The following is a 24,280-nucleotide window of genomic DNA, read 5'->3' as shown; positions in this document are numbered from 1 at the left end:
GGCCAGCTGCTATAGTGCCAGCCTTAACTCATGTCTTTGCTCTTTGTCATATTTGAGCTGACACCGATGGCACCGCTGCACGGTAATATTTGCATCAAGTAAATGCTGGGGTATTTCTTCTTCACAGTCGGCACACAGGCCAAACAGCCCCAGCTCCAGCTGACACCTTGCTGCGTCAAGTTTAAGCAGTTGCACGTACACACTGTGCTGAGTCAGCTTATGTTGAACCAGGGCGTTGATGAGCTGCTGCAGATTGTACTCTGATGGCGTTGATGGCAAGAGTGCGATTGCCTGCTGCTCCAATTCAAGAGCCAACGCGTTCAGGCGATGATGAATATCAGAATCGTTCACTTTGTTGGGCGCTTATCTGAAAAGGGCTGATGTCGACAGTCTACGAGTTGACTCCTGCCTAACCATGATAGAGATCAACTCCCAACTAACTAATCTGAAGATCAGTCTTTTGCCGACAAATTATCCATCGCATGGCCAAGGCATGACACTATGCTCTGGGTGTCCTTATGGACTCTAAGCTCCCTGAACAGTTCACTGGCTTCAGCATATTGCCTGTTCAGGTAGCTGAACCACTGCTTGATGCGCGCCGGGTAGTAGGTACTCTTGCGTCCACTCAACTCCCGCTCACTGTAATCCAGCATCAGTTGCAGAGTCTGGCGCCAGTCGTATGGCGCTTCTCCGGTTTTAATGCTGGCGGCCAGATTGGGCAGAGATATGGCACCGCGACCTATCATGACTGTCTCACAGCCTGTTACCTCAACGCAGCGTTCGGCGTCCTGCGCAGACCAGATTTCACCGTTGGCAATCACCGGGATATTCAGGTTATTGCGAATCTCGGCAATATATTCCCAGTATGCCGGGGGCTTGTAGCCATCGACTTTACTGCGGGCGTGCACGGCAATTTCACTCGCTCCCCCCTGGGCCACGGCATCTGCGATCTCCATGTACATGGATTTATCTTCGTAACCCAGGCGAACCTTGGCCGTCACCAGGTGCTCGGCCGGCACTGCGTCTCGCATTGCTTTAACAATACGGTACATCTGCTCAGGATATTGCAGCAGCGCCGCGCCACCCTTACTGCGGTTAACCAATTTAGCCGGGCAGCCGAAATTGATATCCACGCCGTGGGAACCCAACTCGATGGCACGGTTGGCGTTCCAGGCAAGCATCTCTTCATTCTGTCCCAGCAGCTGAACTCTGACAGGTGTGCCGGAGGGCGTCTTGCCGCCGTTTTCCAGTTCCGGACACAGGCGGTAAAACACTTTGTCCGGCAGAGGCAGGTCAACGACACGCACAAACTCTGTCACCAGCAGATCATAAGGATTGATAGTGGAAAGCAGGTCTCGCATCAGGTTATCGACCACACCCTCCATGGGGGCCAGTACTACTTTTGGGATCATTAGGTTGTCGTTGTTGCCGTTAAAGGGCGGCAATTTTACTCCATCACAGGCCGCAGACAAAGTACCAGAGGAATACTGATGCTGGCTTTACCTGAGTATGGGGCTGGCAGCCAATGAGGGTGGATATCACGGGACTACCTAAACACTTTGAGGCTTGATTTTGCAGCTAAATGTGAGATAACAGAGTGCATGCCTATCAAAAATCGCGATGATTTTTTGTGAAGTTGGGCAAAAAGTGAAATATATCCGTAGTTGTTCGGGTCTGTTTGAACAAGTCGGCGTTAACCAAAAGCGCTGACCCCAAAAACACAATCAGCAAATTTTGCGAGGGATAGAGTATGAGTTCAGTTAAAAAAACCGTAGTTGCAGCTGCTTTGGGTGCCGTTGCTGTTGGCAGTGTGTATGCGTCTGAAGTTGAAGCCAGCCCATTTGGATTTGAGCAGATGTCAGCCGGTTACCAGCTGGTTGGCGGGGAAGGTAAATGTGGTGAGGGCAAGTGCGGCGGCGACAAGAAAGGCAAAGAAGGCAAGTGCGGTGAAGGTAAATGCGGCGGCGACAAGAAAGCCAAAGAAGGTAAGTGTGGCGAAGGCAAGTGCGGCGGCGACAAAAAAGGCAAAGAAGGCAAGTGCGGTGAAGGTAAGTGCGGCGGCGACCATAAAGCCAAGAAAGAAGGTAAGTGTGGCGAAGGCAAGTGCGGCGGCGACAAAAAAGGCAAAGAAGGTAAGTGTGGTGAAGGTAAGTGCGGTGGCGCTCACTAATACTTAAATGACCTGCTGAAAACGGGGCCGGCATTGCTGGCCCTGTTTTGTCTGACAAGGAGAAATAGCATGAATAAACTGGCTGGACTCGGTTTACGACGTGAAATGCTGGATGAGTTTTGCGAGCGTGTGCCCGAAGGGATTAACTTTTTTGAGGTTGCGCCGGAAAACTGGATGACCCTTGGAGGCAAGTATGGTCGTCAATTTCGTCAACTCACAGAGGCCACTCGCTTTTTTGCCCACGGCCTGTCCTTGTCTATAGGTGGACCAGAGCCTCTGGATATCGAATTTGTTAAAGGGGTAAAGAAGTTCCTCGAGGAGCATAATATTGACAGGTACTCGGAACACCTGAGTTACTGCTCCGGAACCGGTCATATGTACGACCTGATGCCTATTCCTTTCACCCAGGAAGCGGTTCACTATGTGGCAGATCGGGTCAGGCAGGTAGAAGATATTCTGGAGCGTCCGCTGATCCTCGAAAACGTTTCCTTTTACGCAGCCCCCGGCGCTGAGATGAGCGAGCTTGAATTTGTTAATGCTGTGCTGGACGAGGCCGACTGTCAGCTGTTGCTGGACGTTAACAACATCTATGTGAACTCGGTTAATCATCAATATGACCCAAGAGCCTTCCTGCAGGCCATGCCTACCGAGCGTATCAGCTATATTCATATCGCCGGGCACTATGAGGAAGACAAAGACTTAATCGTAGATACCCATGGCGCCGATGTGATTGACCCTGTGTGGCAATTGCTGGCGGATTGTTATGCTATCCATGGTGTCCATCCGACATTACTGGAGCGTGACTTTAATATCCCGGCTACCGAGGTGATGATGCAGGAGATAGACAGGATTCATAAGTTGCAGCAGCTGGCGCAACCTGCTCAGTGGAGGGCCTGATGTCGTTTCGTGAAGTTCAGTCCAGCTTTATCGATTATATCCGGGACCCGAGCAGGCCATTACCTGTCGATACCGATGCCCGTCGGATGAAGGTATACCGGGAACTGTTTTTCAATAACGTTGAAGGGTTTGTCAGTAACGGTTTTCCGGTACTGAGAAGTCTGTACCGGGATGAGCAGTGGCAGGCCTTGGTGCAGCAGTTCTTTGTAACCCATGATTGCCAGACACCGATTTTTGTTGAGATAGCCGGTGAATTTCTTCAGTTTCTGGTCGCGGAATATCAGCCACAGGATACAGATCCTCCATTTTTGCTGGAGCTTGCTCACTACGAGTATCTGGAACTGCAGGTGGCTGTGGCACAAGAGTCTGAAAACCATCAAACGCTGGAGTTAATCAACCAGGATGATCTCCTGCTGTTATCCGATTGTGCCCGGGTGGCTCAATATGCATTTGAGGTGCAGCACATCAGCGCCGAATATCAACCCGATGAGCCTGCATCGCGTCCCCAGTGTTTCTGCGTTTACCGGGATGAAGAAGATGAAGTCCAGTTTCTGGCGTTGGCACCTTTGACTGCTCAGGTGTTGAGTATGCTGCAGCAGAATGAAGGTATGACATTGGACGGTATCATCGAGTGGTGCAAAAGTACTTTTCCTCAGCTGGAGGACAGTGCGATAGAGCAGGGGATTTTACCCTTACTGACTCAAATGGCTCAAAAAGGCATCATTCAGACCCGGATTGGTTGAAGTTTGTTCGCTTGGTAAGTTGAAAGTATGACTCCCTGATAATATCTCGTCTAAAATGTGATGTAAGTCACAGTGAGTTGTAGCGAAAGGACGAATGTTATGAGTGATACCGAGTTTAAAGAGCCATTTAACGGATTGTATGTTGCGGTGTTTTTGTTAACCCTGTTGATTCCGACCTTGCCGGCAACTTTGTCATGGTTGAAACTGGCTGGCATCCTTTGAGTCGACAGTTTACCTGACGTTTGCATTCATTATATTCTACAGCCACTTTAATTAAGGAGTGGCTGTTTGCTTTTCTGGGAATACAGATGATTGTAAAACGTGGTTTTTTTCTGTTTGTCGGCTTGACCAGTTTGGGACTGGGCGTGCTTGGTATTGTTTTACCACTCTTGCCAACCGTTCCTTTTATCCTGTTGTCTGCTTATTGCTTTGCCCGCTCCAGCGAGAGGCTGCATAACTGGCTGCATCAGCATCCCTGGTTTGCCCAAAGCCTGAAGGACTGGGAACAACAACGAGCAGTCAGACCTGGGCTGAAGCGCAGGGCTATGATTGTCAGCTTAATCAGCTTTAGCCTCAGTATCTATGTGGTGCCTTTGGTTTGGGTCAAAATTATGCTCAGTTGCTTTTGCGTGACCTTGATGATCTATCTGTGGCGACTGCCCGTAATCCCCGATGAAAGTTGAACATCATCAAATAGTTAAATTTGGATACAGTATACTTTTCCGATTTGTATCGATTTTTTGGTCTTTTCTCATGAAATTGTCATCTATTTAGTATAGGATCCCCGCGCCTTTCGAGACAGGAGCAGAGAATTCAGGATGACTCACAGAGTTTTGATCGTAGATGACAACAGGATCAGTCGGGATACACTTCAAGACTTGTTGACTTCGGCCGGTTGGGAAACCGAGGTCCGTGACAATGGCATTCAGGCTCTGCAAGCCTGTGAACAGCAGACGTTCGATGCAGTTATCACCGGCTTTTTTATGCCTATCATTGACGGCCCTCATTTGTTGGGGCTGCTTAAATCCAATCCCCGTCATCAATCCATGCCCGTGGTGATGCTTTCGACCCGCAGTTTTGATGAAGTCAGTCGTCATGCCAATACAGATCAATTGGCGTTTTTCATGAACAAACCTCTGAATTGTGATGCCAGACAGCAGCTGGTGGAACGCCTGACTGCGGTTGTAGTTGCAACCAAAGAAAAAGCGGCTTAAGCTTGTCCCGGATTAGCGACCTTCACTTTGTTCTCCTGACTTGAATGTGGTGAAGGCATGTATGAGTCCACCTCGTGTGGACTTTTTTGTTGTTTACGCCCGGCACAAAATTTCCTTTTGTTCCCGGCGAGTTAAGTAATTGAATATGTCTATGAACAGTGAAAGCTTAACCCTCATCAAGCAGAGCATTAAAACCATTCCCGATTATCCTAAGCAGGGAATCATGTTCCGCGATGTCACCAGTCTGCTGGAAGATGCAAAAGCCTATCAAGCTACCATTGCTGAGTTGGTTGCCCAGTATCAGGGTATGGGATTCACCAAAGTTGTGGGTACTGAAGCCCGCGGCTTCCTGTTTGGCGCACCTTTGGCGTTGGAGTTGGGAGTAGGATTTGTACCTGTGCGCAAGCCAGGTAAACTGCCTCGCGAAACCATCGCTGAAAGCTATGAGCTGGAGTATGGTCACGATACGCTGGAAATCCATAAAGATGCCATCTCTGCCGGTGACAAGGTGCTGGTTGTTGATGATCTGTTGGCGACCGGTGGCACTATCGAAGCCACTGTTAAGCTGATCCGCGCACTGGGCGGTGATGTTAATCATGCCGCTTTCGTTATCTCTCTGCCTGAACTGGGCGGTGAGCAGCGTTTGCAGGCTCAGGGCCTGGAATTGTTCAAACTTTGCGAGTTTGAAGGCGAATAATCCAGCGCACCCAAAGCTCGGCGTAGTCACCATATAGCATGTCCATAAATAGCGTGCTATTGTGCCCAGACTACGCGGAGCTTGCTCCCGGAACTAATTAACTTTTGGGGAGTTTCATGTCTTACCAGGTGTTGGCCAGAAAATGGCGCCCTGCCAACTTTGATCAGGTTGTTGGTCAATCCCATGTACTGCACGCGCTGACCAATGCGCTCAGCCAACAACGTCTTCACCACGCTTATCTGTTTACCGGCACCCGGGGGGTGGGTAAAACCAGTCTTGCCCGTTTGTTTGCCAAAGGTCTGAACTGTGAAACCGGTGTAACCGCCAACCCATGCGGTAAGTGCCCCAGCTGTGTCGAAATTGCCGAAGGCAGATTTGTTGATCTGATTGAAGTGGACGCGGCCTCCCGCACCAAAGTCGATGATACCCGTGAGCTGCTGGATAACGTACAGTATCGTCCTACCCGTGGGCGCTTTAAGGTGTACCTTATCGATGAAGTTCACATGCTGTCGCGCTCCAGTTTCAACGCCTTGTTGAAGACATTGGAAGAGCCGCCTGAGCATGTGAAGTTTCTGCTGGCGACAACCGATCCTCAAAAGCTGCCGGTTACTGTACTGTCGCGCTGTTTGCAATTTAACCTCAAGAGTCTGACTCAGGATGATATCGCCGGTCAGCTGAACCATGTGTTGACTCAGGAGCAGTTGCCTTTTGAGCCCCAGGCGCTGACGCTGCTGGCCAAATCTGCCAATGGCTCTATGCGTGACGCGCTAAGCCTGACTGATCAGGCTATCGCTTTCGGTGCGGGCCAGGTCATGTTGCAGCAAGTGCAAACCATGCTTGGCACCATAGATGAGCAGCAGGTAGTTGCCTTGCTGGACGCGTTGCTGAAAGGTGATGTTGCCCACTTGATGCATCTTACCGCGCAAATCCTCAGCTATGGAGCTGATGCAGACGAAGTGCTGCGCAGTCTGCTGGAACTGCTTCATCAGGTTACTCTGACCCAGTTTGCTCCGGCTGCGGCGCAAATGTCATTGTACAGCGACCAAATCAAGCAATTTGCCTCTGTGCTGAAGCCCGAGCAGATCCAACTTTATTACCAGATATTATTGACTGGCCGTAAAGACCTACCCCATGCGCCGGATCCCAAGTCGGGACTCGAAATGGCACTGCTTAGAGCCATTGCGTTTTTACCCGAATCTGTCGCCGGTCACTGGACTCCAGCCCAGGGAGGCGGTGATACGCCGGGAAAGGCTGAGCCTGCCGGTGGGGCGACCGGTACTGAGGGCAGCGAAACCTTAACGTCGGCTGCTACTGTTCAGCCCCCGTCTTCAACCGAAAGCACCGCACCTGAGAAGCTTGATGAAAGCCCTGCGAAGGAGCTTGAATCTCAGCCTAGGGCGCAGGTTGTTGCCCAAACGCCTGTGATACCTGAAAGCCGTGAGCTTTCAAATCCGGATGCGTCTCAAGAGATTGAGCAAGCTGACGATTCTGATGATGAGGAAGATGCGCTGCTGGCTGAGCAAACGCTGCTGCTCAGTCAGGCTGAGTCCATGGGCTATGCCAATGCTCAAGCCCCATCAGACTTGCCGGGCGAATCAGACTCAGATGAATCCGAGCCTGTCGGGCCTGCCCCGATAGCTGCTGAATTCAGGGCCCCGGAGTCAGGTACAAATGTCACTCCTGCAAAGCCAGTGGTCCAGAAAGAGAGCGCTCTGTACAGTGTTGATGAGCGGTCACAAACCACTGCCGACACCCAGGCAGCGAATGTCCAGGTTAAGGATAAGCAGGGCGACGCTGAGACCACCGGGGATATTCCTGCGACTGAGAGCGTTACTCCAGCAGCGACTGCTGACACGGTAAGTGATAGTTCAGAGCCCCAATTTGGTCCTCCATCATTTGGTGAGGACGACCTTTCATCCTACGAACAGTACTTTACCGGCGATAGCGACGGCGAAGATACCCAGGATATGTCGGGGCTGATGTTCGAGCCTGCCACTCCTGTGCCCGCTGCACCAGTGGTTACGCCGCCGGCAGCGAAACCACTGGATGATGATTTTCTCGATGCTGTGCTGGCTGCCAGAGATCTGCTGATGTCGGGGCTTGGCGGTGAAGAGTCTCAGGAGGAAACTCCCGGTGTTAAGGTCGCCGGACCTGGCTCTACCGACAAGAAGCCTAACGCGCCAGAGACTCAAACAGATGAGAAATTATCTGAGCCCCGGGATGTGCTTGAGTCAACGGAAGAGTCTGCAGGTGCCGACACTGCTGGTGACCAGGTATTAACCGGCACCACTGATAACCAGCCGCAGCAAGTTGCTTTGCAACCTGAAGCACCAAAACCTCAGCCTGAGGTTTCTCAAGCGGAAGAAGTCTCTCAAGCAAAAGAAGACAGGCCGCCCTGGGAAGAATCTCAGGCTGTCGCAGCTATGCCGCCGCCAAGTGATAGTTTCTCGGCTGAGTTTATGGCTGATGATGCAGATGATACTGAGTCTGACAACGCTGATACCAATGTGATGGCCGCAGAGTCGGCGATGGCACAGGTGCAGTTCAGTCATGATGAGGCACAGCAAAGCGCTGAACAGCAAGGTGTAACCAAAGCTGAGGAGATTGCTCCTGAGCAAAGTTGTGATGCAGAAGCTGGCATTATGCTGCCGGCAGAACTGTTACCTGTTACCGGTAACGAACTGGATCTGCATTGGTATAAGCAGATGTCAGGCCTGAAAATAGGTGGACGGGTAAGACAGTTGGCTGTGAACTCCATCTGTATGGAGTGGGGCGATCAGATTGACCTCCTGCTTAAACCTGATCAAAAACACCTGGCAGCCGCCTCCGCCGTTGAACAACTCAGGGTTGCTCTGGTCGAACTGGCAGGGAGAGAGCTTACACTGCAAATTCAGGTCGGTAGTGACCCCCAAAGAGAAACCCCCAGAGAGGTGCGGGCAAGGTTCCATCTGGAATTGTTGCAACAGGCAAGAAGCTCACTGGTCAGCGACGAGAATATTCGTTGGCTCAGCAGTTTTATGGGGGCTCAGCTGGATGAAGATTCAGTCGCTTACCCTCAGGATTTGTTGGCTTTGCGAGGACGAGGTATTCAGGGGCTGACTTCAGCCTGAGTGCGGACTGTGCGCCGGGACTCAAAGCGCAAAGATTTGTCCTGGGGCTGTCGCCAGCCTCAGGCACGAGATTGCTAATCTGCATGATTTGAGTAAGATTAGCCAGCTTAACATTAACTTTAGAGAAGTAGACTATGTTTGGAAAAGGCGGAATGGGCAACCTGATGAAGCAGGCCCAGATGATGCAGGAAAAAATGGCCCGCGTGCAGGAAGAGATCGCCCGTATGGAGATGACCGGTGAAGCCGGTGCAGGCCTGGTTAAAGTAACCATGACCGGCACTCATAACGTTCGCAAGGTCGAGATTGACCCAAGCCTGCTGGAAGATGACAAAGAGATGCTGGAAGATTTGATTGCTGCCGCCTGTAACGATGCAGCGCGCCGCATTGAAGAAAACCAGAAGGCCAAGATGGCTGAGGTGACCGGTGGTATGCAGCTGCCACCTGGCATGAAGATGCCATTCTAAGCAGGGGTTGCAATGAAGTTTTCTCCTCTGGTGGATGAGTTGATCCAATCTTTGCGTTGCCTACCCGGTGTCGGCCCAAAATCTGCCCAGCGTATGGCATTCCACCTGCTCGAGCGTGGAAGACCTGCGGGTAAGGCATTGGCCGATGTAATGGGCAGAGCAATGAGCGAAGTGGGTCATTGTCGTTCCTGCCGAACTTTTACCGAACAGGAACTATGTCCTATTTGCGACAGCAGTCGCCGGGGGAAATCCGATACCATTTGTGTGGTAGAAACGCCGGCAGACGTGCTGGCAATTGAAGCGGGTGGGCATTTCAGCGGTCGTTATTTTGTGCTGCTGGGCCACCTGTCACCGCTGGATGGTGTCGGGCCTGAAGAACTGGGATTGTCATTGCTGGAGGAGCATCTGGCCGGAGGAGAAGTGTCAGAACTGATCCTCGCCACCAACCCGACAGTAGAAGGGGATGCCACAGCGCATTACATCGCCGATATCGCCAGACGTTATCAGATAAACATCAGCCGTATTGCCCATGGGGTTCCCGTTGGCGGCGAGCTGGAGTATGTCGACAGCACTACGCTGGCACTGGCATTTACCGGCAGACAGTCTTTGTAACATCAAACTTGAATCCAAAAACCAGACCTTGTGTCTGGTTTTTTTTTAGCCGCTTGTTTGTTCAGTTAATTTTTCCCCTTGAAATGTTGTATCCAGGCCCCATTTCTTTATCAAGAACGAAATTCATTGTGTAACAACAAGGGAAATATTCATGTCACATCAGGAAACTCATGGTTTTCAGACCGAAGTAAAACAGCTGCTGCATTTGATGATTCACTCTTTGTACTCCAACAAAGAGATCTTTTTGCGTGAGCTGGTGTCCAATGCTGCCGATGCCGCTGACAAACTGCGCTATATGGCATTAACCAATGACGCCCTGTATGAAGGTGATGGTCAACTGCGGGTTCGCATCAGCACTGACAGCGAGAAGCGTACCATTACTATCGAAGACAATGGTATCGGTATGACCCGTGATGGTGTGATTGAGCACCTGGGAACCATTGCCAAGTCCGGTACTGCTGAATTTTTCAAAAATCTGTCCGGTGATGCGGCCCGTGACTCTCAGCTGATCGGCCAGTTTGGTGTGGGCTTCTACTCCGCCTTTATCGTAGCGGACAAGGTGACTGTGCGCACCCGTGCAGCCGGTCATGGTGTTGATGAAGGGGTTAAGTGGGAGTCAGAAGGTGAGGGTAACTTCACCGTGGAAAGCATTACCAAAAACAGCCGTGGTACCGAGATTACTCTGCACCTGCGTGAAGAAGAGAAAGAGTTTGCCGATGACTGGCGTCTGCGCTCTATCATCACCAAGTATTCAGATCATATCTCAATTCCGGTAGAGATGTGGGAAGAGGGCAGCCCTGAAAGCGACGGTCCTGATGGCGAAGAAATCCCGGCGACTGAAGGCCAGTGGAAAGCCATGAACAAGGCCACCGCATTGTGGATGCGTGCCAAGTCAGAAGTGTCTGATGAAGAGTATCAGGAGTTCTATAAGCATATCTCCCACGACTATTCCGACCCTCTGACCTGGTCTCACAACAAAGTGGAAGGCAATCAGGAATACACAAGCTTGCTGTATATCCCGGCAAAAGCCCCATGGGATATGTGGAACCGTGACCGTAAACATGGCCTGAAACTCTTTGTTCAGCGCGTATTTATTATGGATGACGCAGAGCAGTTTATGCCGTCATACCTGCGCTTTGTTCAGGGTCTGATTGACTCCAATGATCTGCCACTTAACGTGTCCCGCGAGATCCTGCAGGACAACAAAGTAACCCGTACTCTGCGCAATGCATTGACCAAGCGTGTCCTGAGCATGTTGGAAAAGCTGGCCAAAGATGACGCCGATAAGTACCAGCAATTCTGGACTGAGTTCGGCCAGGTAATGAAAGAAGGCCCGGCAGAAGATGCTGCCAACAAAGAACGTATTGCAGGCCTGCTGCGTTTTGCTTCTACGCACACTGAATCAGCGGCGACAACTGTCTCTCTGGACGACTATATCGGTCGTATGAAAGAGGGCCAGAAGCACATTTACTACATTGTTGCCGACAGCTACGAAGCTGCAGCCAACAGCCCTCATCTGGAGTTACTGCGCAAGAAAGGCGTTGAAGTACTGTTGATGAGTGAGCGCATCGACGAGTGGCTGGTTAATCATCTGAGCGACTTTAAAGAGAAACAACTGCATAGCGTGACTCAGGGGGATCTTGACCTGGGTGAGCTGGAAGATGATGCGGAAAAGCAGGAGCAGGAAAAGCTGGCCAAAGAGAGCGAATCTTTGGTGGAACGCTTTAAAACTGCGCTGGGCGAGCAGGTTAAAGAGGTGAAGGTGACCACTCGTCTGACTGACACCCCAGCTTGTGTTGTTGCCGGAGAGGGCGAAATGTCTTCCCAGATGATCAAGCTGATGCAGGCAGCAGGCCAGCAGATCCCTGAGTCCAAGCCGGTATTTGAGGTGAACCCGAACCATCCTCTGGTGCAACGCCTTAACGACGAGCAGGATGAGCAGGCGTTCGGAGATTGGGCCAACCTGATCCTGCAGCAGGCGCAGTTGTCCGAGAAAGGGAATCTGGCAGACCCATCAAGTTTTATTAAACTGATGAATAAGATGCTGGTTGCCGGCCTGAAGTAAGCTGGAATTAACGGGGCCTCTAGGCCCCGTTTTGTTGAATAAGACCGTATGACTGAGCAAATATCGCTCGGTTACAGGGGCTGGGGAATAATATGGAAACCATTGTTAACCTTACCAAAGAGAATATTCAGGACGTCGTCAACGCCAGTATGGAAAAAGTGGTGGTGTTGGCATTCTGGGCCCAGCAACAACCTGAAAGTCTCAGTGTGACCGCCTTGCTGGAACAGATGTGTCAGGGACGCTATATCCTGGCCAAGGTGGACTGTGAAACTGAAATGGAGATCGCCTCCTATTTCCGTATTCAGTCGCTGCCTACCATTATGGTGCTGAGTAAAGGTCAGCCGGTAGATGGCGTGGTGGGACCTCAGGATGCAGCTTTGCTGACTGCTATGCTGGAAAAACACCTGCCGGCAGCCTGGGAGTTGAAGCTTAACGAAGCCAGACAGATTCTGGCACAAGAGCCAGATGCGCAGGCGCTGACTAATGCCATTTCCCTGTTAATTGAGGCTCAGCAGGAAAAGCCGGGTGATGATATCAGCCTGGCGTTGGCGGATGCTTATCTGCAAAACCATGATCTGGTTGCCGCCAAGGCTCAGCTCGAATCTGTGGGTCTTGCCGGTCAGGACAGTTTTTATCAAAACCTGATGGCCAAGCTGCAATTGGCTGAAGAAGCGGCTGATACGCCGGAGATACGTGACCTGCAACAGAAATTTGAAGCGCAACCGGACAATCTGCAGGTGAGACAGGCGTTGGCTAAAGCGCTGCACCAGGCCAGACGCGATGAAGAAGCGTTGGAGCTGTTGTTTGAAGTACTGCAAAAAGACCTGTCGGCAGGCAATGGTGAGGTCAAGCAGGCATTTCTGGATATCCTGACCGCGATAGGGCAAGGCAACGCGCTGGCCAATCAATATCGCCGTAAGCTGTACTCATTGCTTTACTGATCTAAAGTCGGGGCAGAACTAATTCGATAAGACGATGAAATATTAAGCGAGCTTAGTCTAAGGTCTTAGTAAAACCCCTTCTATATGGCAGCTATATGTGCGAAGATCGCTGCCCGAAAACATATACGAATGCGAAACGAGAGGATTTCAGAGATGCGCATTATCCTATTGGGTGCCCCGGGTGCCGGTAAAGGAACCCAGGCTCAATTTATTATGGAGCACTTTGGTATTCCACAGATCTCCACCGGTGACATGCTGCGCGCAGCAGTGAAAGCTGGTACTCCACTGGGTCTGGAAGCCAAGAAGGTGATGGATGCAGGTCAGCTGGTATCTGACGACCTGATCATCGGTCTGGTTAAAGAGCGCATTGCCCAGGACGACTGTGCCAAGGGCTTCCTGCTGGACGGTTTCCCACGTACCATTCCACAGGCGGATGCCATGGTTGCCAACGGTATCGGCATTGATCACGTGATTGAAATCGACGTACCTGATGAAGAGATCGTCAAGCGTATGAGCGGCCGTCGTGTTCACCCAGGTTCCGGTCGTACCTACCACGTGGTATTCAATCCACCTAAAGTGGAAGGTAAAGATGACGTGACCGGTGAAGAACTGGTTATCCGTCCGGATGACGAAGAAGCGACTGTTCGCAAGCGTCTGGATATTTACCACGAACAGACCAAGCCACTGGTTGACTACTATGGCAAGATGGCTGCCGAAGGTAACACCAAGTACAGCAAGTTTGATGGTACTCAGTCTGTTTCTGACGTTACCGCAGCTGTTGTAGAAGCGCTGAAGTAAGTTTTACTTTGCTCAAAAAGCCCGCATTTGCGGGTTTTTTTGTATTTATGGGCTGACAAATATCATCTCTGGTCTCTGGGATAAATCACTTCTGGGTGACTGGTGCGCTGAGGATTTTGTGATAGAATCTGCGGCCTTTACGCCAGACCCCCACAGAACGGGTTGCAGATTGCAGCACAGTTCAATTCTGGCGTAAGCTAAATTTTCCAGATGGCGGCAGGAGCGAGTCGTTATCCGTAGTGCAAGGAAGCCGCAACAGAGAATGAGATATGAAGTTTCCCGGTCAGCGCAAATCCAAGCACTACTTTCCAGTCAAAACCCGTGATCCTCTGTTGGCTCAGCTGACTCAGTTACCCGAGCCTTTTACTACCTACATCAGCGGCATTGACCAGACTCTGGTTGATATTGAAGCCAAGGTAGAAGATGAACTGCTGACCCGCTATCAGTTGCCCAAGGGTAACTCTACACTGATCAATGATGAGCAGGCTCATGCGCTGTACACTGAGTTGCAAGCCAACGGTCTTATCAGTGATGAGTTTGCCGGTGGCACCATTGGCAATACAGTTCACAACTACTCTATTCTGGCCGACGATCGCTCTGTGCTGTTTGGCGTGATGTCAAAGAATATCGAAGTAGGCAGCTACTCCTATCGTTACCTGTGTCATACCTCATCCAAAGTTGATCTGAACTACCTGCAGCCTGTTGATGGTCCTATCGGCCGTTGTTTCACCCTTATCTCCGAGTGTGGTGAGCGTACTTTTGCTATCAGTAAAGGCGCCATGGACAAGCTGACACCTGACTACATCAATAAAGAAGTCGTACAGGGTGGTTCAGCGTTGGTGTTAACTGCTTACCTGATGCGTGCCAGCGAAGGCGATGGCATTACCGATGCAGCCATGACAGCGATTCAGTTCGCCAAAGAGGCCGATGTGCCGGTTGTGCTGACTCTGGGTACCCGTTTCCTGATTGCTGAAGACCCGGTTTGGTGGCAAAACTTTATCTCCGAGCATGTGACTATTCTGGCCATGAACGAAGATGAAGCTGAGGCTTTGACAGGTCATAAAGACCCTCTGCTGGCCTGTGAAGCGGCGCTGGAGTGGTGCGATATGATTCTGCTGACGGCTGGCCCGGTTGGTTTGTACACGGCGGGATATGCGGATGATGCCGAAAAGCGTGAGACCTCTCATCAGCTGCTGCCAGGCTCGATCCCTGAGTTCAACCGTTACGAGTTCTCCCGTCCAAAGAACAAGGCGGATTGCGAGAACCCACTGAAGGTATATGCTCACATCTCCCCATACATGGGTGGTCCTGAGCGTATCCGTAACACCAATGGTGCAGGTGATGGCGCTCTGTCTGCTTTGCTGCATGATCTCTCGGCCAATACCTTCCATAAGGCGAATGTCCCTGGCTCAAGCAAGCACAAGCGTGATGGTCTGTGTTACTCCTCATTCTCCCAGATCTGTAAGTACGCCAACCGCGTAGCTTATGAAGTGCTGGCGCAACACAGCCCACGTTTGTCCCGTGGCCTGCCGGAGCGCGAAGACAGCCTGGAAGAAAGCTACTGGGGACGTTGATACAGCTGGTATAGCGCTGCTTCCTTGCTCTAATAGAAGCGCCTGATGAATTTCATCGGGCGTTTTATATTTAGGCCAACAACTAAAAAGGGCCCGTGGCCCTTTTTCTGTTTATGCGCTTCTGTTGATGCCAGTCCCCACATCCAGTTGTTCGAACCAGTCGAGGAATTGAGCGACTTGTTTACCCTGAAAGATCCGCCCATGTTGCGGGCAGAGGTATTCAATATCCAACTGCCTGACTCTCGCAATCCAGTCGTTCTTGGCGGTATTGGAGGGCATCCAGCGTTGGTGAAAAAAGCGCATCTTTTGAGTGTGAGCGTCAAAGTCTTCTACAAATATGTCTGCTTCCGGGCCCTCCAGCGCAGCCCCAACATCTCCTGACATCAACACTTTGGCGGCAGGGTCATAAACGTGATAGTTACCCGAAGAGTGGAGATAGTGGGCAGGAATAAATTTCAGTTCAACCTGCTCAAGGTTAATGCTCATACCTTCATCGGGTATAGCTTCATAACTGATGTTGTCCATCCCAAAATGGCGGATAAAGCCTTCCCACATCCAGGCTGAATAGAGTTTGGCATCCGGCAGCGTCTGATCCCAGAGTCCAAGGGAAGAGATAATGTCCGGGTCCTGGTGGGAGGCAAACAGGTGGGTTAGCTGCTCCAGAGGAATCATTTTGACGATATTTGCCAGCATAGGGGCAAACAGTTCAATACCGCCCGGATCCATCAACAGCGCCTTGTTTGAGGTAATGACCATGTACTGGTTGGTGTCGATAATTTTATTGGGTTTTTCAGGATCTCGCCCGAAGAAGACCCATTTGTGAGTTGGGGTTTCAATCAGCTGGTGGCATTTCATCAGGCGGCTTCCTTCTCTTCAGTTTGGGTAAACAGAGTGACAGCGGTATCCACCCGCTGACGAATTGCCTCTGCAACCTCATCGACTTTGTCAGCAACACCGATAAAGGTGTCCTGGTTTTGTTTATCGACCCGGCAGGCTTCGATACGACACACTGATGCCAATGCATTGGCTGTTCTCAGTGTCTTTTTCAGATCATCAAGATTGGATTGGATCTGCTCTATCATGCCGTTGAACTCGCTTCGTTGGCTGTGAAACTTCTCTCTGGTTTGTTCCTCTGCTCGTTTCATGGCAGGTTGCGCTGTGTGGGTTCCCAGTTTTTGTCTGGCATGGGCAAACTGTTTCAATGCCATTTGAGAGCGGGCTATATAGGTGGAGAGGGTGCTGGCCTGACGGGCCAGATAGTTAATATCTCTTGCAGCTTTTTGGGTTTCACTGGCCAGTTCGTCGATAAAGTGGGTCAACACCTTAAACCCCATTGCAGAGTTACCAATCCGGGTTGATGCTGCTTGTGCATTACTGGCGGTAAGGTTGATTTGGCGGCAGCTTGCCAGGGTTTTATTCAGTTCGGCGGCGACCTGAGCCACGATGACATAATAGGGGCGCTTTTGAGGCTGCTGATCAGTCATAGTAAACACTCCGTGTTAGACTTCTGGAAAGTATAGTTCGGATGTGCTGTTATGCTGGTTAAGCTACTCAATTAATTAATACTTATGATGATTCAGACTGAAAGACTGACCTTAAGCCATTTGGATGAAACCGATGCAGATTTTATGTTGGCACTGCTCAACAGTCAGGGGTTTCTCAGCTATATAGGCGACAGAGGTGTGCGAACACAGCAGCAGGCTGTCGAATATATCCTGGATGGGCCGGTGAAAAGTTATCGGGAAAATGGCTTTGGAATGTATCGGGTTCAGTTGAGAGCTACTGGCGACGTTGTCGGACTGTGTGGCTTGGTGAAACGGCCGCAACTTGAGCATGTGGATATAGGGTACGCTCTGCTGCCAGAGTATTTTGGACAGGGCTATGCCATTGAAGCCTGTGTTGCAGTGATGCAGGAAGCCAAAGAGAAAAATATCCACCCGGTTGTTGCTATCGTCGACAGTAACAATGGTCCCTCCATCTCGCTACTGAAAAAGCTGGGGCTGCGCTTTCACTCCACTATCCAGCTCACTCCTGATGATTCTTGTGTAGACCTTTACCGCTGAAGATAAATTTTTTCTCCTCTATCGCGATCCGGCTCCCGTTTTGGTAATTTGATGCGACTTGAATCACGCACCAGGGAGTCGGTGTGACTGCGACAACACAAGATGTTTTCCTTAAGGGCAATCGGGTAAATCTGGAGCCGCTATCACGAGAGCATATTCCGGCTATGCAAACAGCGGTCACTGACGGCGATTTGTGGGAGCTGTGGTTTACCGGCGTGCCCCGTCCTGAAGATGTCTCTGACTATATTGATAAAGCGCTGGCTATGCAGGCTGCGGGTACGGCCATTGCGTTTGCTGTGAGGGATAAATGCAACGGTGACATAGTTGGCTGTACCCGAATCTGTAATTGGGAAAGGCCCCATAAGCGATTGGAGATTGGTTATACCTGGTATGCCAAACGCTGCTGGCAGACAGGTATTAACAGTGAGTCTAAATTGCTGCTGATGACCTATGCCTTTGAAACTCTGGGCGTGATTGCCGTTGAGTTCAGAACCCACTGGCACAACCACAGATCCCGCCAGGCTATCAGTCGCCTGGGCGCAAGGCAGGATGGTGTGCTGCGCAATCACAGAATCACACAAGATGGCATCCGCCGCGATACTGTGGTGTTCTCGATTATCGACAGTGAATGGGCGGCGGTAAAACATGACCTGGAATTCAGATTGCAACGTCACACTTAGCATCGGCAACACTATTACGACAGGGCTGTCCCGGGATGGTACTGAGTCCTGGAGTTGAAGCTTCTTATCAGGGGAAAGATGATGAAATTTAAGATGACACTTTTGGCTGCAGTATTTTGTTCTCCAATTGCTGTGGCGGGTGAGGCTGAGCAAGCCTTTACCGGCGAATTGATGGATTGCGCTGCCTATTATCAGATAGCGTCTGAAGCCATTGCCGCGGTTGACTCTCCGCAAATGGCGGCTGTCTCGTCCAGGCTGAAATCTCAGGCCACGGAAGCCCAGAATCTGGCAGGACAGTACCTTGGTGCTGAAGCCCTGGCTGAGGCGTTGGAGCAAGCAAGACAGAACAAGATTATGACCATGAAGGATGCCAGCGACCTGCGCGGTCTTATGGCAACTTACAAGGATAAATGTAAAGCCATTATGGCGGACCCCAAGGCCAGGCTGGATTACTGGATTATGGCAACAATGTAATTGAGCTGACCACATTAACTGGCAGGAGAAACCTGATGACACCAGGAATATTGGTTGCAGCCTTTTTAGCACTGGCCGTATTGATGATGCAGTTAAAAGAGCTGAGAGGAGAGTCGTTGGAAAACGGCGTCTCCCAGCGTTGGATTGCCGGACTCATGGTCCCTCAGGTGTTGGCTGTTATCGTGTTGGCGGCCGCCGGTTTCGAGCTGCTTAATCTTGGCCAGAATTACACTTTGTTACTCTTTATCGCCCTGCAGTACGCCCTGGCGGCCATCTGGGAAATCTACCGATTGAGCACTGAAGAAAGCCCAGCGAAAAGCCTTTCGCGCTGGCTATGGTTGATGCAGGGGGCAGTAACTGCGGTATTACTCTCAAGTATTTTGTAACTCTTATTAGTTGTGCGGCTTTGCATGGATTGCAAATTAGTTTAAACAGTATTGGCTTGTCTGCCATTGCAAGGCAGACTGCTGAACTGGCAGGGAAAGTTGTGAGCTACATAGAATGATAACAGTAAGCGGGCTGACCAAGTCCTACCGCATGGGAGAGGCAGAAGTTCAGGCCCTTAAAGGGGTCGGCTTCGAGATTAAGGCCAATGAGTTTGTGGCCATTATGGGCCCCTCAGGTTCCGGTAAATCCACTCTGATGAATATTATTGGTTGTCTGGACCGCCCCACGTCCGGCAGCTACCGTCTTAACAACCGTGAAGTCGCTGAACTCAGTGATGATGACCTTTCGGCAGCCCGTAATCGGGATATCGGATTTGTATTCCAAAGCTTCCACCTGTTACCCCGTTTATCTGCACTGGACAATGTACTCTTGCCACTGCGTTTCTCTGACTCTCCTGCGGGTGATGAAACCCACGCTAAAGCCCTGCTTACCAGAGTTGGTCTGGACACACGCATGGACCACAGACCCAATCAGCTGTCGGGTGGCCAGCGTCAACGGGTAGCCATTGCCCGTTCACTGGTCAATCGACCTGCCATTTTGTTGGCTGATGAACCTACCGGGGCGCTGGACAGTAAAACCTCAGTGGAGATTATGGAACTGTTCACCGAGCTGCACCGGGCCGGACAAACCATCATTTTAGTGACCCATGAAGAGGAGGTCGCTGCTTATGCTCAGCGAATCATTCGCATGCGGGATGGTCAGATAGTCAAAATAGAAGAGCGTGATCATCATGCTGCGTAACCTTTATCTCAGTTTAAGTCTTGGCGCACTGTTGGCCATTCCTTTACCAGCGTCGGCACTGGTGCTGTCAGGCCAGATTGCTTCAGCAGAATCCCAGCGTTTTACTGTCCCCAAAGCTGGCAGAGCCTGGCGCTATCAGATCCAGTGGATGCTACCCGAAGGGGAGATAGCCAGTCCGGGACAGACAGTGGTGATATTCGATAAAAGCGAGATCGACAATCAGATTGAACAGTTGGAAGCGACTTTGCTCAGGGTAACGGCCCAGGAGCAAAGTCAGAAAAATGAGCTTCAGGCTGCTTTACTGCAGGCCAGATTCAATCTCAAAAAGGCCAGACTGGAGGTGGAAAAAGCCGGTTTGGATGCCGAGATCCCGGCTGAGTTTATTGCGGCCAAAGAGTACGCCGATAACCAGTTTAATTTGCTGCAAACGAGGGCTGAGTTGAGCAAAGCTAAAAAAGCCCTGGAAGAGGCGGAAGCCAGGCAGAAAGCAACGATGGAAAAGCTTGCTCTGGACCGTGAAGAGGCGCGGCTCAAATTGGAGCGCGCCATGACAGATCTCGACAGTCTTGAGTTGAAAGCCAGATTTGCCGGCCCCTTGCTTTATGCCTATAACTTTCGCTCCAAGCGCAAGACAGAGGTTGGGGATACTGTGCAGGTCGGACGCTTGATTGCAGATATTCCAGCCATGGATGGTTTGCAGGTAAAAGCCTGGGTGAATGAGGTTGATATCGACAAACTGGCCATAGGCGACAGTGCCACACTACGACTGGATGCTCAGTTGGAAAATGAGTTTAACGCCAGAGTGACCCGAATCAGTAGCCAGGCACAGCAGAAGCAGGCCTGGGGGCAAAGTAACTGGTTTGAGGTGGAGCTGAGTATTGATGCTCCGGATCTGGTGTTGCAGCCGGGCATGAGTGTGCAGGTGGTATTGGAGGAAAAATCCAATGGCTGATAACAGAAACCTGTTGGTATTGCTGATGGCGACACTGGTCCTGTCCGGCTGTGAAAAAGCCCCTGTGACTGAGGTAACTCAGGGAGCCTTACCTCAGTCCATTGAAGTGACCGGAGAGTTGGAATCTGCCGGGACAGTATCCATGATGCCCCCGGCACTGAGGCGGGTTTGGCAATATCAGGTGAAGCAGTTGGCACCGGAAGGAAAGCAGGTCAGCGAGGGGACAGTGGTGGCCAGTTTGGACACCTCGGAAATTGCTCAGCGACTGCAGGTAAAGCAGGCAGAGCTGGATGCCACAGTACAGGACATAGAAACCTCTCGACTCAGAAATGCGCAGAAGATAGAGGAACTTAAACTGGATCTTGCCCAGGCTCAAATGGAGCATGAAAAGGCAGATATGAAGTTCAACATCTCTGATGATACGGTTGCCAAAATTGACAGGCTCAAATATCAACGGGATGCGGAAATCGCCAAAGACAGAGTAGCCCTGGTTAAGCGTAAGCTGGAGCTGGAGAAAGCGAGTATCACCCAGCGCGAAGCCATGCTGGAAGGCGACAGACAGAAGTTTGCATCTGAGGTGAGTGCTCTTCAGAACGCGATTAAGGCGATGACGCTTAAGTCCCCCAGAGAGGGGATTCTGGTTTATGGCACAGATCCCGAGGGCAACAAAATTCAGGAAGGTCAGTCTATTTTTGCCGGTGGCACAGTCGTCAGCATCGCTGATTTGACTATGATGCGGGTCAAAATGGAGATACCTGAAGTCGAAGCCCGGCGTTTGGCTCTGGGACAAAAGGTAAGTATTCGTCTCGATGCCAACCCAGAGCGCAGATTTCTGGGGCAGATCACCGAGCTTGGCGCCGTATTCAGGCCCAAGAATCAGGAGATGCCGTTAATGGTATTCGATGCCCTGGCCAGTATTGACGACCCGGATACCGAACTCATGCGTCCGGGAATGACTGCCAAAATCAAAATTGAACTGCCTTCCCGTGCCGATGCGATGTTATTGCCCAGCCGGGCCGTGCACTACGATGCAGGAGAAGCCTATGTATTTGTGCCATCCCTGTTTGGCGACCGACGCCAGCCGGTTGAAGTCGGCGTCAGGGGAGATGGCATGGTAACCATAGTCGACGGCCTGACCCCGGGCGATGAGGTACGCATGCCATGAGACTGATTTATGCAATGTTTACCCTGGGGCTGTTGGCTGGCTGCAGTGATGGTGCGCGCCAGGATGTATTGACCATGACTGTGGCCGACTCCGGGCTGGAAGTCAGGATCCCCGCTCAGGGAGAGCTGGAAGCCAGCCAATCCACGGCGGTTACGGTTCCTCCCCGTCTCAGAGGGCCTCAGTCTCTGGCCTGGATCAGGGACAACTTCAGTGAAGTAAAGGCCGGGGACGTGGTTGCCAGACTCGACCCTTCACGGGAGAGCCACAATCTTGAGCTGGAGCGTTTTGCCTTCGACAAACTGGGTCTGGACAAAGAGATACAGACAGAGAAAGACACCACGGCCAGTCGCCAGCTGAACCTGGATGCTGACGTCAACGATGAAGAGTTGGAGCTGGCCAGACGGTTTTTCAGCGAGGATGAGCGTGTTTACACCAAGATAGACATTATCGATCAGATGCGTAATCAATCCTATCTGGAAGCCCGGCAGGACTATCTGGGCTGGGGACTTGATCAGCATGACAGTCAGGCACAGGCGGAGCAGTCTTTGCTGGAGCTGAAACAGAAAAGCCATTTGAGCAAGATGAACCGATATGAAAACAATCTGGCCTTTATGGAGATTAAGGCTCCCCACGATGGCATTTTTGTCTATCGTCGTGGCTGGAGTGGTGAAGAGCCAGCTATTGGTGACATGGTGTGGTCGGGCATGGAGATCGGCATATTGCCAGATACGTCCAGGATGCAGGCCAGACTCTATGTACTTGAGTCCGAAGCCGCAGGACTGGCGGTGGGCAAACGGGCTGAGGTGAGGCTGGATGCATACCCTGAAAGGGTTTTCACCGGCACAGTATCTCAGGTGGACGCGCTGGCAAAACCCAGAGAGAAAGACAGCCCGGTAAACTACTTTGAGCTGGTGGTCGCGCTGGATGAAACCTTACCCGGGTTGATGAAACCCGGACGTCAGGTCTCTGCCAGCATAGATGTGCTGGATTTGGACACTGGCATTACCGTGCCTAACCAGGCTTTGTTCCAAAAGGATGGTAAATATTGGGTATTTGTTCGCGATGGCGGCGAGTATCGTCAGCAAACAGTGGAACCTGCACAACGCAGCCTTAACCGCACAGTGATTGCCAGTGGACTGCAATCTGGTGATGTCGTGGCACTGACCCGGCCGGGAGAAATAAGATGAGACAGTCGGGGATTTGGCCGGGTATTAATCAGGCTTTTGCTGAAATGCGCCACCATAAACTGCGCACTGCTTTGACGTTGTTGGGGATGATATTCGGTGTCGGGGCCGTAATTGCCATGCTGAGTGTGGGGGAAGGGGCGGAAAAGGAAGCGCTTAAGATGATTGAGTCCATGGGCGTGCGCAACCTGGTGGTGGACAGCCGTCCTCTGACAGGTGAGTCGCTCAAAGCCGTGCGGGAGCACAGTGTTGGTCTCAGCCTGCGGGATGTGGATGCGGTTGGTGATACCTTGCCCTTTATCAACCAGTGGAGTGCAGAGAAGCAGATAAAAACCTATAGCCTGTTCAGCGCCAATGGTACCAGTGATGCCAGAGTCGTGGGTGTCACGACAAGCTATTTTTCTCTCAGTGCCATGAAGCTTGCATCCGGGCGGGCGATCAATGAAGACGATGAACTTCACTATACCCAGGTGGCGGTATTGGGGCCTGAGGCTGCCAGAAGCTTGTTTCCCCGGGGACAGGCGCTTGAGCAACTGATCAAGGTCAATCATCAGTGGTTTACCGTGATAGGTGTGCTGGCCGAGGGGGAGGAGATTAAGTCCAAAATTGAAGGCGTTAAACTCGGCGGTGAGCGTAACCAGGTGTTTATTCCCCTGAGTACCGCACTGAAGAAAATGAATATTGCTCCACTTGAAGATCAGCTGGACAGGCTCAAGTTGGCTCTGGCCGATGGCGTAGAACCGTCTTTGGCCGCTGCATCTTTGAATCATCTGTTGTCACGTCGCCACGGTGGTGAGCAGGATTTCGATGTGGTGGTTCCGGCGGATCTTTTGGCTCAACACCAGCGCACCCAGAATATCTTTAATATTGTGATGGCTTGTGTTGCCGGGATCTCCCTGCTGGTAGGGGGGATAGGCATTATGAATATTATGCTGGCCACCATTCTGGAACGAACCGGGGAGATCGGGTTGCTCCGGGCGCTGGGTGCCAGGCAGAAAGATATTGCCAGACAGTTCCTGCTGGAAAGTGTGGTGATTTCAGCCACAGGCGGGCTTATTGGTATTGCCATGGGCATGTTGTTGGCTATGGTGATTGCAACCGCGGCGGGTTGGCCGGTTGCCTGGTCCCCTTTTGCTATTTTGCTGTCGCTGGGGGTTTGCATGGCGGTAGGCATAGGGTTTGGTCTATACCCTGCCAGAAAAGCGGCGCAGCTGGACCCTATAGTGGCGTTGCAGCGGGATTAGGATTAGAGAAGGGAGCATCTGCTCCCTTCTCTATTTATATGAGTA

27 protein-coding genes are annotated in these 24,280 nt (G+C 51.4%); 23 read left to right on the top strand and 4 right to left on the bottom strand.

Annotated elements, in window-relative coordinates; translation table 11 throughout:
• Positions 1-9: 9 nt before the first annotated feature.
• Together L2725_RS18145 and dusC are read right to left on the bottom strand one after the other, a co-directional pair.
• Positions 10-351 carry a TraR/DksA C4-type zinc finger protein gene (locus tag L2725_RS18145; protein WP_249250257.1) on the bottom strand — a complete coding sequence of 114 codons (342 nt, stop codon included), beginning with the start codon at positions 349-351 and terminating at the stop codon, positions 10-12.
• A gap of 101 nt (positions 352-452) precedes the next feature.
• The gene (dusC, locus tag L2725_RS18140; RefSeq protein ID WP_249250255.1) at positions 453-1,412 is read right to left on the bottom strand and encodes a tRNA dihydrouridine(16) synthase DusC; all 960 of its coding nucleotides are present in this window, start codon (positions 1,410-1,412) and stop codon (positions 453-455) included.
• A gap of 338 nt (positions 1,413-1,750) precedes the next feature.
• Between dusC and L2725_RS18135 the strand changes: the two genes are divergently transcribed.
• The 14 genes from L2725_RS18135 (at position 1,751) to L2725_RS18075 (ending at position 15,285) form a co-directional block, all read left to right on the top strand.
• Positions 1,751-2,170: an HvfA family oxazolone/thioamide-modified RiPP metallophore gene (locus L2725_RS18135; protein ID WP_115138182.1), complete on the top strand. Its 420-nt coding sequence runs from the start codon at positions 1,751-1,753 to the stop codon at positions 2,168-2,170.
• 69 nt (positions 2,171-2,239) lie between these two features.
• On the top strand, positions 2,240-3,067 hold the full coding sequence (locus tag L2725_RS18130; RefSeq protein WP_249250254.1) for an HvfB family MNIO-type RiPP peptide maturase: 828 nt from the start codon (positions 2,240-2,242) through the stop codon (positions 3,065-3,067).
• The gene (locus L2725_RS18125) at positions 3,067-3,810 is read left to right on the top strand and encodes an HvfC family RiPP maturation protein (RefSeq protein WP_249250252.1); all 744 of its coding nucleotides are present in this window, start codon (positions 3,067-3,069) and stop codon (positions 3,808-3,810) included. The genes L2725_RS18130 and L2725_RS18125 overlap by 1 nt, the downstream gene beginning before the upstream one ends.
• 99 nt (positions 3,811-3,909) lie before the next feature.
• A complete protein-coding gene (locus L2725_RS23275) occupies positions 3,910-4,032 on the top strand; it encodes a hypothetical protein (RefSeq protein WP_283164365.1) in 123 nt (40 codons plus the stop codon).
• Positions 4,033-4,118: 86 nt separating this feature from the next.
• Positions 4,119-4,493 (top strand): YbaN family protein, encoded by a 375-nt coding sequence (locus L2725_RS18120; RefSeq protein WP_248935789.1) that lies wholly within the window; start codon positions 4,119-4,121, stop codon positions 4,491-4,493.
• 135 nt (positions 4,494-4,628) lie between these two features.
• Complete coding sequence (locus tag L2725_RS18115; RefSeq protein WP_249250249.1) at positions 4,629-5,024, top strand: response regulator; 396 nt, start codon at positions 4,629-4,631, stop codon at positions 5,022-5,024.
• Positions 5,025-5,169: 145 nt separating this feature from the next.
• Positions 5,170-5,721, top strand: coding sequence for an adenine phosphoribosyltransferase (apt, locus tag L2725_RS18110; RefSeq protein ID WP_115138187.1), 552 nt, complete (start codon positions 5,170-5,172; stop codon positions 5,719-5,721).
• Positions 5,722-5,837: 116 nt separating this feature from the next.
• The gene (gene dnaX, locus L2725_RS18105) at positions 5,838-8,831 is read left to right on the top strand and encodes a DNA polymerase III subunit gamma/tau (protein WP_249250248.1); all 2,994 of its coding nucleotides are present in this window, start codon (positions 5,838-5,840) and stop codon (positions 8,829-8,831) included.
• 134 nt (positions 8,832-8,965) lie between these two features.
• Positions 8,966-9,295 carry a YbaB/EbfC family nucleoid-associated protein gene (locus L2725_RS18100; RefSeq protein ID WP_115138189.1) on the top strand — a complete coding sequence of 110 codons (330 nt, stop codon included), beginning with the start codon at positions 8,966-8,968 and terminating at the stop codon, positions 9,293-9,295.
• Positions 9,296-9,307: 12 nt separating this feature from the next.
• Positions 9,308-9,907 (top strand): recombination mediator RecR, encoded by a 600-nt coding sequence (gene recR / locus L2725_RS18095; RefSeq protein WP_115138190.1) that lies wholly within the window; start codon positions 9,308-9,310, stop codon positions 9,905-9,907.
• A gap of 151 nt (positions 9,908-10,058) precedes the next feature.
• Complete coding sequence (gene htpG, locus L2725_RS18090; protein ID WP_249250247.1) at positions 10,059-11,972, top strand: molecular chaperone HtpG; 1,914 nt, start codon at positions 10,059-10,061, stop codon at positions 11,970-11,972.
• 92 nt (positions 11,973-12,064) lie between these two features.
• A complete protein-coding gene (locus tag L2725_RS18085; protein ID WP_249250246.1) occupies positions 12,065-12,913 on the top strand; it encodes a tetratricopeptide repeat protein in 849 nt (282 codons plus the stop codon).
• Between the two features lie 153 nt (positions 12,914-13,066).
• Positions 13,067-13,711 (top strand): adenylate kinase, encoded by a 645-nt coding sequence (gene adk, locus L2725_RS18080; RefSeq protein ID WP_249250245.1) that lies wholly within the window; start codon positions 13,067-13,069, stop codon positions 13,709-13,711.
• Between the two features lie 269 nt (positions 13,712-13,980).
• On the top strand, positions 13,981-15,285 hold the full coding sequence (locus L2725_RS18075; protein WP_115138194.1) for an inosine/guanosine kinase: 1,305 nt from the start codon (positions 13,981-13,983) through the stop codon (positions 15,283-15,285).
• A gap of 111 nt (positions 15,286-15,396) precedes the next feature.
• Here L2725_RS18075 and L2725_RS18070 read toward each other — a convergent pair whose 3' ends face one another.
• Together L2725_RS18070 and L2725_RS18065 are read right to left on the bottom strand one after the other, a co-directional pair.
• Positions 15,397-16,140: an oxygen-binding di-iron domain-containing protein gene (locus L2725_RS18070; RefSeq protein ID WP_249250244.1), complete on the bottom strand. Its 744-nt coding sequence runs from the start codon at positions 16,138-16,140 to the stop codon at positions 15,397-15,399.
• Positions 16,140-16,769, bottom strand: a complete 630-nt coding sequence (locus L2725_RS18065; RefSeq protein WP_249250243.1) for a chemotaxis protein — start codon at positions 16,767-16,769, stop codon at positions 16,140-16,142. The genes L2725_RS18070 and L2725_RS18065 overlap by 1 nt, the downstream gene beginning before the upstream one ends.
• 84 nt (positions 16,770-16,853) lie before the next feature.
• Here L2725_RS18065 and L2725_RS18060 point away from each other — a divergent pair, with 84 nt between their 5' ends.
• The 9 genes from L2725_RS18060 to L2725_RS18020 all read left to right on the top strand — a co-directional run bounded on the left by L2725_RS18060 (position 16,854) and on the right by L2725_RS18020 (position 24,235).
• The gene (locus L2725_RS18060) at positions 16,854-17,348 is read left to right on the top strand and encodes a GNAT family N-acetyltransferase (protein ID WP_249250242.1); all 495 of its coding nucleotides are present in this window, start codon (positions 16,854-16,856) and stop codon (positions 17,346-17,348) included.
• Positions 17,349-17,431: 83 nt separating this feature from the next.
• Positions 17,432-18,028: a GNAT family N-acetyltransferase gene (locus L2725_RS18055; protein ID WP_249250240.1), complete on the top strand. Its 597-nt coding sequence runs from the start codon at positions 17,432-17,434 to the stop codon at positions 18,026-18,028.
• A gap of 78 nt (positions 18,029-18,106) precedes the next feature.
• Complete coding sequence (locus tag L2725_RS18050; protein ID WP_249250239.1) at positions 18,107-18,502, top strand: hypothetical protein; 396 nt, start codon at positions 18,107-18,109, stop codon at positions 18,500-18,502.
• Between the two features lie 35 nt (positions 18,503-18,537).
• Positions 18,538-18,888 carry a hypothetical protein gene (locus L2725_RS18045; RefSeq protein WP_249250238.1) on the top strand — a complete coding sequence of 117 codons (351 nt, stop codon included), beginning with the start codon at positions 18,538-18,540 and terminating at the stop codon, positions 18,886-18,888.
• Positions 18,889-19,003: 115 nt separating this feature from the next.
• Entirely contained in the window at positions 19,004-19,690 is a 687-nt protein-coding gene (locus L2725_RS18040; protein WP_249250237.1) for an ABC transporter ATP-binding protein, read from the top strand.
• Positions 19,680-20,642 (top strand): HlyD family secretion protein, encoded by a 963-nt coding sequence (locus tag L2725_RS18035; RefSeq protein ID WP_249250236.1) that lies wholly within the window; start codon positions 19,680-19,682, stop codon positions 20,640-20,642. The genes L2725_RS18040 and L2725_RS18035 overlap by 11 nt, the downstream gene beginning before the upstream one ends.
• Positions 20,635-21,807 (top strand): efflux RND transporter periplasmic adaptor subunit, encoded by a 1,173-nt coding sequence (locus L2725_RS18030; RefSeq protein WP_249250235.1) that lies wholly within the window; start codon positions 20,635-20,637, stop codon positions 21,805-21,807. Before L2725_RS18035 ends, L2725_RS18030 begins: the two co-directional genes overlap by 8 nt.
• Positions 21,804-22,994, top strand: a complete 1,191-nt coding sequence (locus L2725_RS18025) for an efflux RND transporter periplasmic adaptor subunit (protein ID WP_249250234.1) — start codon at positions 21,804-21,806, stop codon at positions 22,992-22,994. The genes L2725_RS18030 and L2725_RS18025 overlap by 4 nt, the downstream gene beginning before the upstream one ends.
• Positions 22,991-24,235, top strand: coding sequence for an ABC transporter permease (locus L2725_RS18020; RefSeq protein WP_249250232.1), 1,245 nt, complete (start codon positions 22,991-22,993; stop codon positions 24,233-24,235). The genes L2725_RS18025 and L2725_RS18020 overlap by 4 nt, the downstream gene beginning before the upstream one ends.
• The last annotated feature ends 45 nt before the right edge of the window (positions 24,236-24,280 follow it).

The sequence above is a fragment of the Shewanella corallii genome (assembly GCF_023349125.1).
Lineage (GTDB): Bacteria > Pseudomonadota > Gammaproteobacteria > Enterobacterales > Shewanellaceae > Shewanella > Shewanella corallii.
This window is presented reverse-complemented; position numbering and strand designations above follow the sequence as displayed.

Excerpts from the sequence above, each read along its gene's own strand:
- L2725_RS18065 (WP_249250243.1), bottom strand. The coding sequence starts at position 16,769 with ATGACTGATCAGCAGCCTCAAAAGCGCCCCTATTATGTCATCGTGGCT.
- L2725_RS23275 (WP_283164365.1), top strand. The coding sequence starts at position 3,910 with ATGAGTGATACCGAGTTTAAAGAGCCATTTAACGGATTGTATGTTGCG.
- L2725_RS18135 (WP_115138182.1), top strand. The coding sequence starts at position 1,751 with ATGAGTTCAGTTAAAAAAACCGTAGTTGCAGCTGCTTTGGGTGCCGTT.
- L2725_RS18035 (WP_249250236.1), top strand. The coding sequence starts at position 19,680 with ATGCTGCGTAACCTTTATCTCAGTTTAAGTCTTGGCGCACTGTTGGCC.
- dusC (WP_249250255.1), bottom strand. The coding sequence starts at position 1,412 with ATGATCCCAAAAGTAGTACTGGCCCCCATGGAGGGTGTGGTCGATAAC.
- L2725_RS18040 (WP_249250237.1), top strand. The coding sequence starts at position 19,004 with ATGATAACAGTAAGCGGGCTGACCAAGTCCTACCGCATGGGAGAGGCA.
- L2725_RS18120 (WP_248935789.1), top strand. The coding sequence starts at position 4,119 with ATGATTGTAAAACGTGGTTTTTTTCTGTTTGTCGGCTTGACCAGTTTG.
- dnaX (WP_249250248.1), top strand. The coding sequence starts at position 5,838 with ATGTCTTACCAGGTGTTGGCCAGAAAATGGCGCCCTGCCAACTTTGAT.
- recR (WP_115138190.1), top strand. The coding sequence starts at position 9,308 with ATGAAGTTTTCTCCTCTGGTGGATGAGTTGATCCAATCTTTGCGTTGC.
- L2725_RS18070 (WP_249250244.1), bottom strand. The coding sequence starts at position 16,140 with ATGAAATGCCACCAGCTGATTGAAACCCCAACTCACAAATGGGTCTTC.
- L2725_RS18030 (WP_249250235.1), top strand. The coding sequence starts at position 20,635 with ATGGCTGATAACAGAAACCTGTTGGTATTGCTGATGGCGACACTGGTC.
- L2725_RS18020 (WP_249250232.1), top strand. The coding sequence starts at position 22,991 with ATGAGACAGTCGGGGATTTGGCCGGGTATTAATCAGGCTTTTGCTGAA.
- L2725_RS18045 (WP_249250238.1), top strand. The coding sequence starts at position 18,538 with ATGACACCAGGAATATTGGTTGCAGCCTTTTTAGCACTGGCCGTATTG.
- L2725_RS18075 (WP_115138194.1), top strand. The coding sequence starts at position 13,981 with ATGAAGTTTCCCGGTCAGCGCAAATCCAAGCACTACTTTCCAGTCAAA.
- L2725_RS18130 (WP_249250254.1), top strand. The coding sequence starts at position 2,240 with ATGAATAAACTGGCTGGACTCGGTTTACGACGTGAAATGCTGGATGAG.
- htpG (WP_249250247.1), top strand. The coding sequence starts at position 10,059 with ATGTCACATCAGGAAACTCATGGTTTTCAGACCGAAGTAAAACAGCTG.
- L2725_RS18115 (WP_249250249.1), top strand. The coding sequence starts at position 4,629 with ATGACTCACAGAGTTTTGATCGTAGATGACAACAGGATCAGTCGGGAT.
- apt (WP_115138187.1), top strand. The coding sequence starts at position 5,170 with ATGTCTATGAACAGTGAAAGCTTAACCCTCATCAAGCAGAGCATTAAA.
- L2725_RS18025 (WP_249250234.1), top strand. The coding sequence starts at position 21,804 with ATGAGACTGATTTATGCAATGTTTACCCTGGGGCTGTTGGCTGGCTGC.
- L2725_RS18125 (WP_249250252.1), top strand. The coding sequence starts at position 3,067 with ATGTCGTTTCGTGAAGTTCAGTCCAGCTTTATCGATTATATCCGGGAC.
- L2725_RS18085 (WP_249250246.1), top strand. The coding sequence starts at position 12,065 with ATGGAAACCATTGTTAACCTTACCAAAGAGAATATTCAGGACGTCGTC.
- L2725_RS18050 (WP_249250239.1), top strand. The coding sequence starts at position 18,107 with ATGATGAAATTTAAGATGACACTTTTGGCTGCAGTATTTTGTTCTCCA.
- adk (WP_249250245.1), top strand. The coding sequence starts at position 13,067 with ATGCGCATTATCCTATTGGGTGCCCCGGGTGCCGGTAAAGGAACCCAG.
- L2725_RS18060 (WP_249250242.1), top strand. The coding sequence starts at position 16,854 with ATGATGATTCAGACTGAAAGACTGACCTTAAGCCATTTGGATGAAACC.
- L2725_RS18100 (WP_115138189.1), top strand. The coding sequence starts at position 8,966 with ATGTTTGGAAAAGGCGGAATGGGCAACCTGATGAAGCAGGCCCAGATG.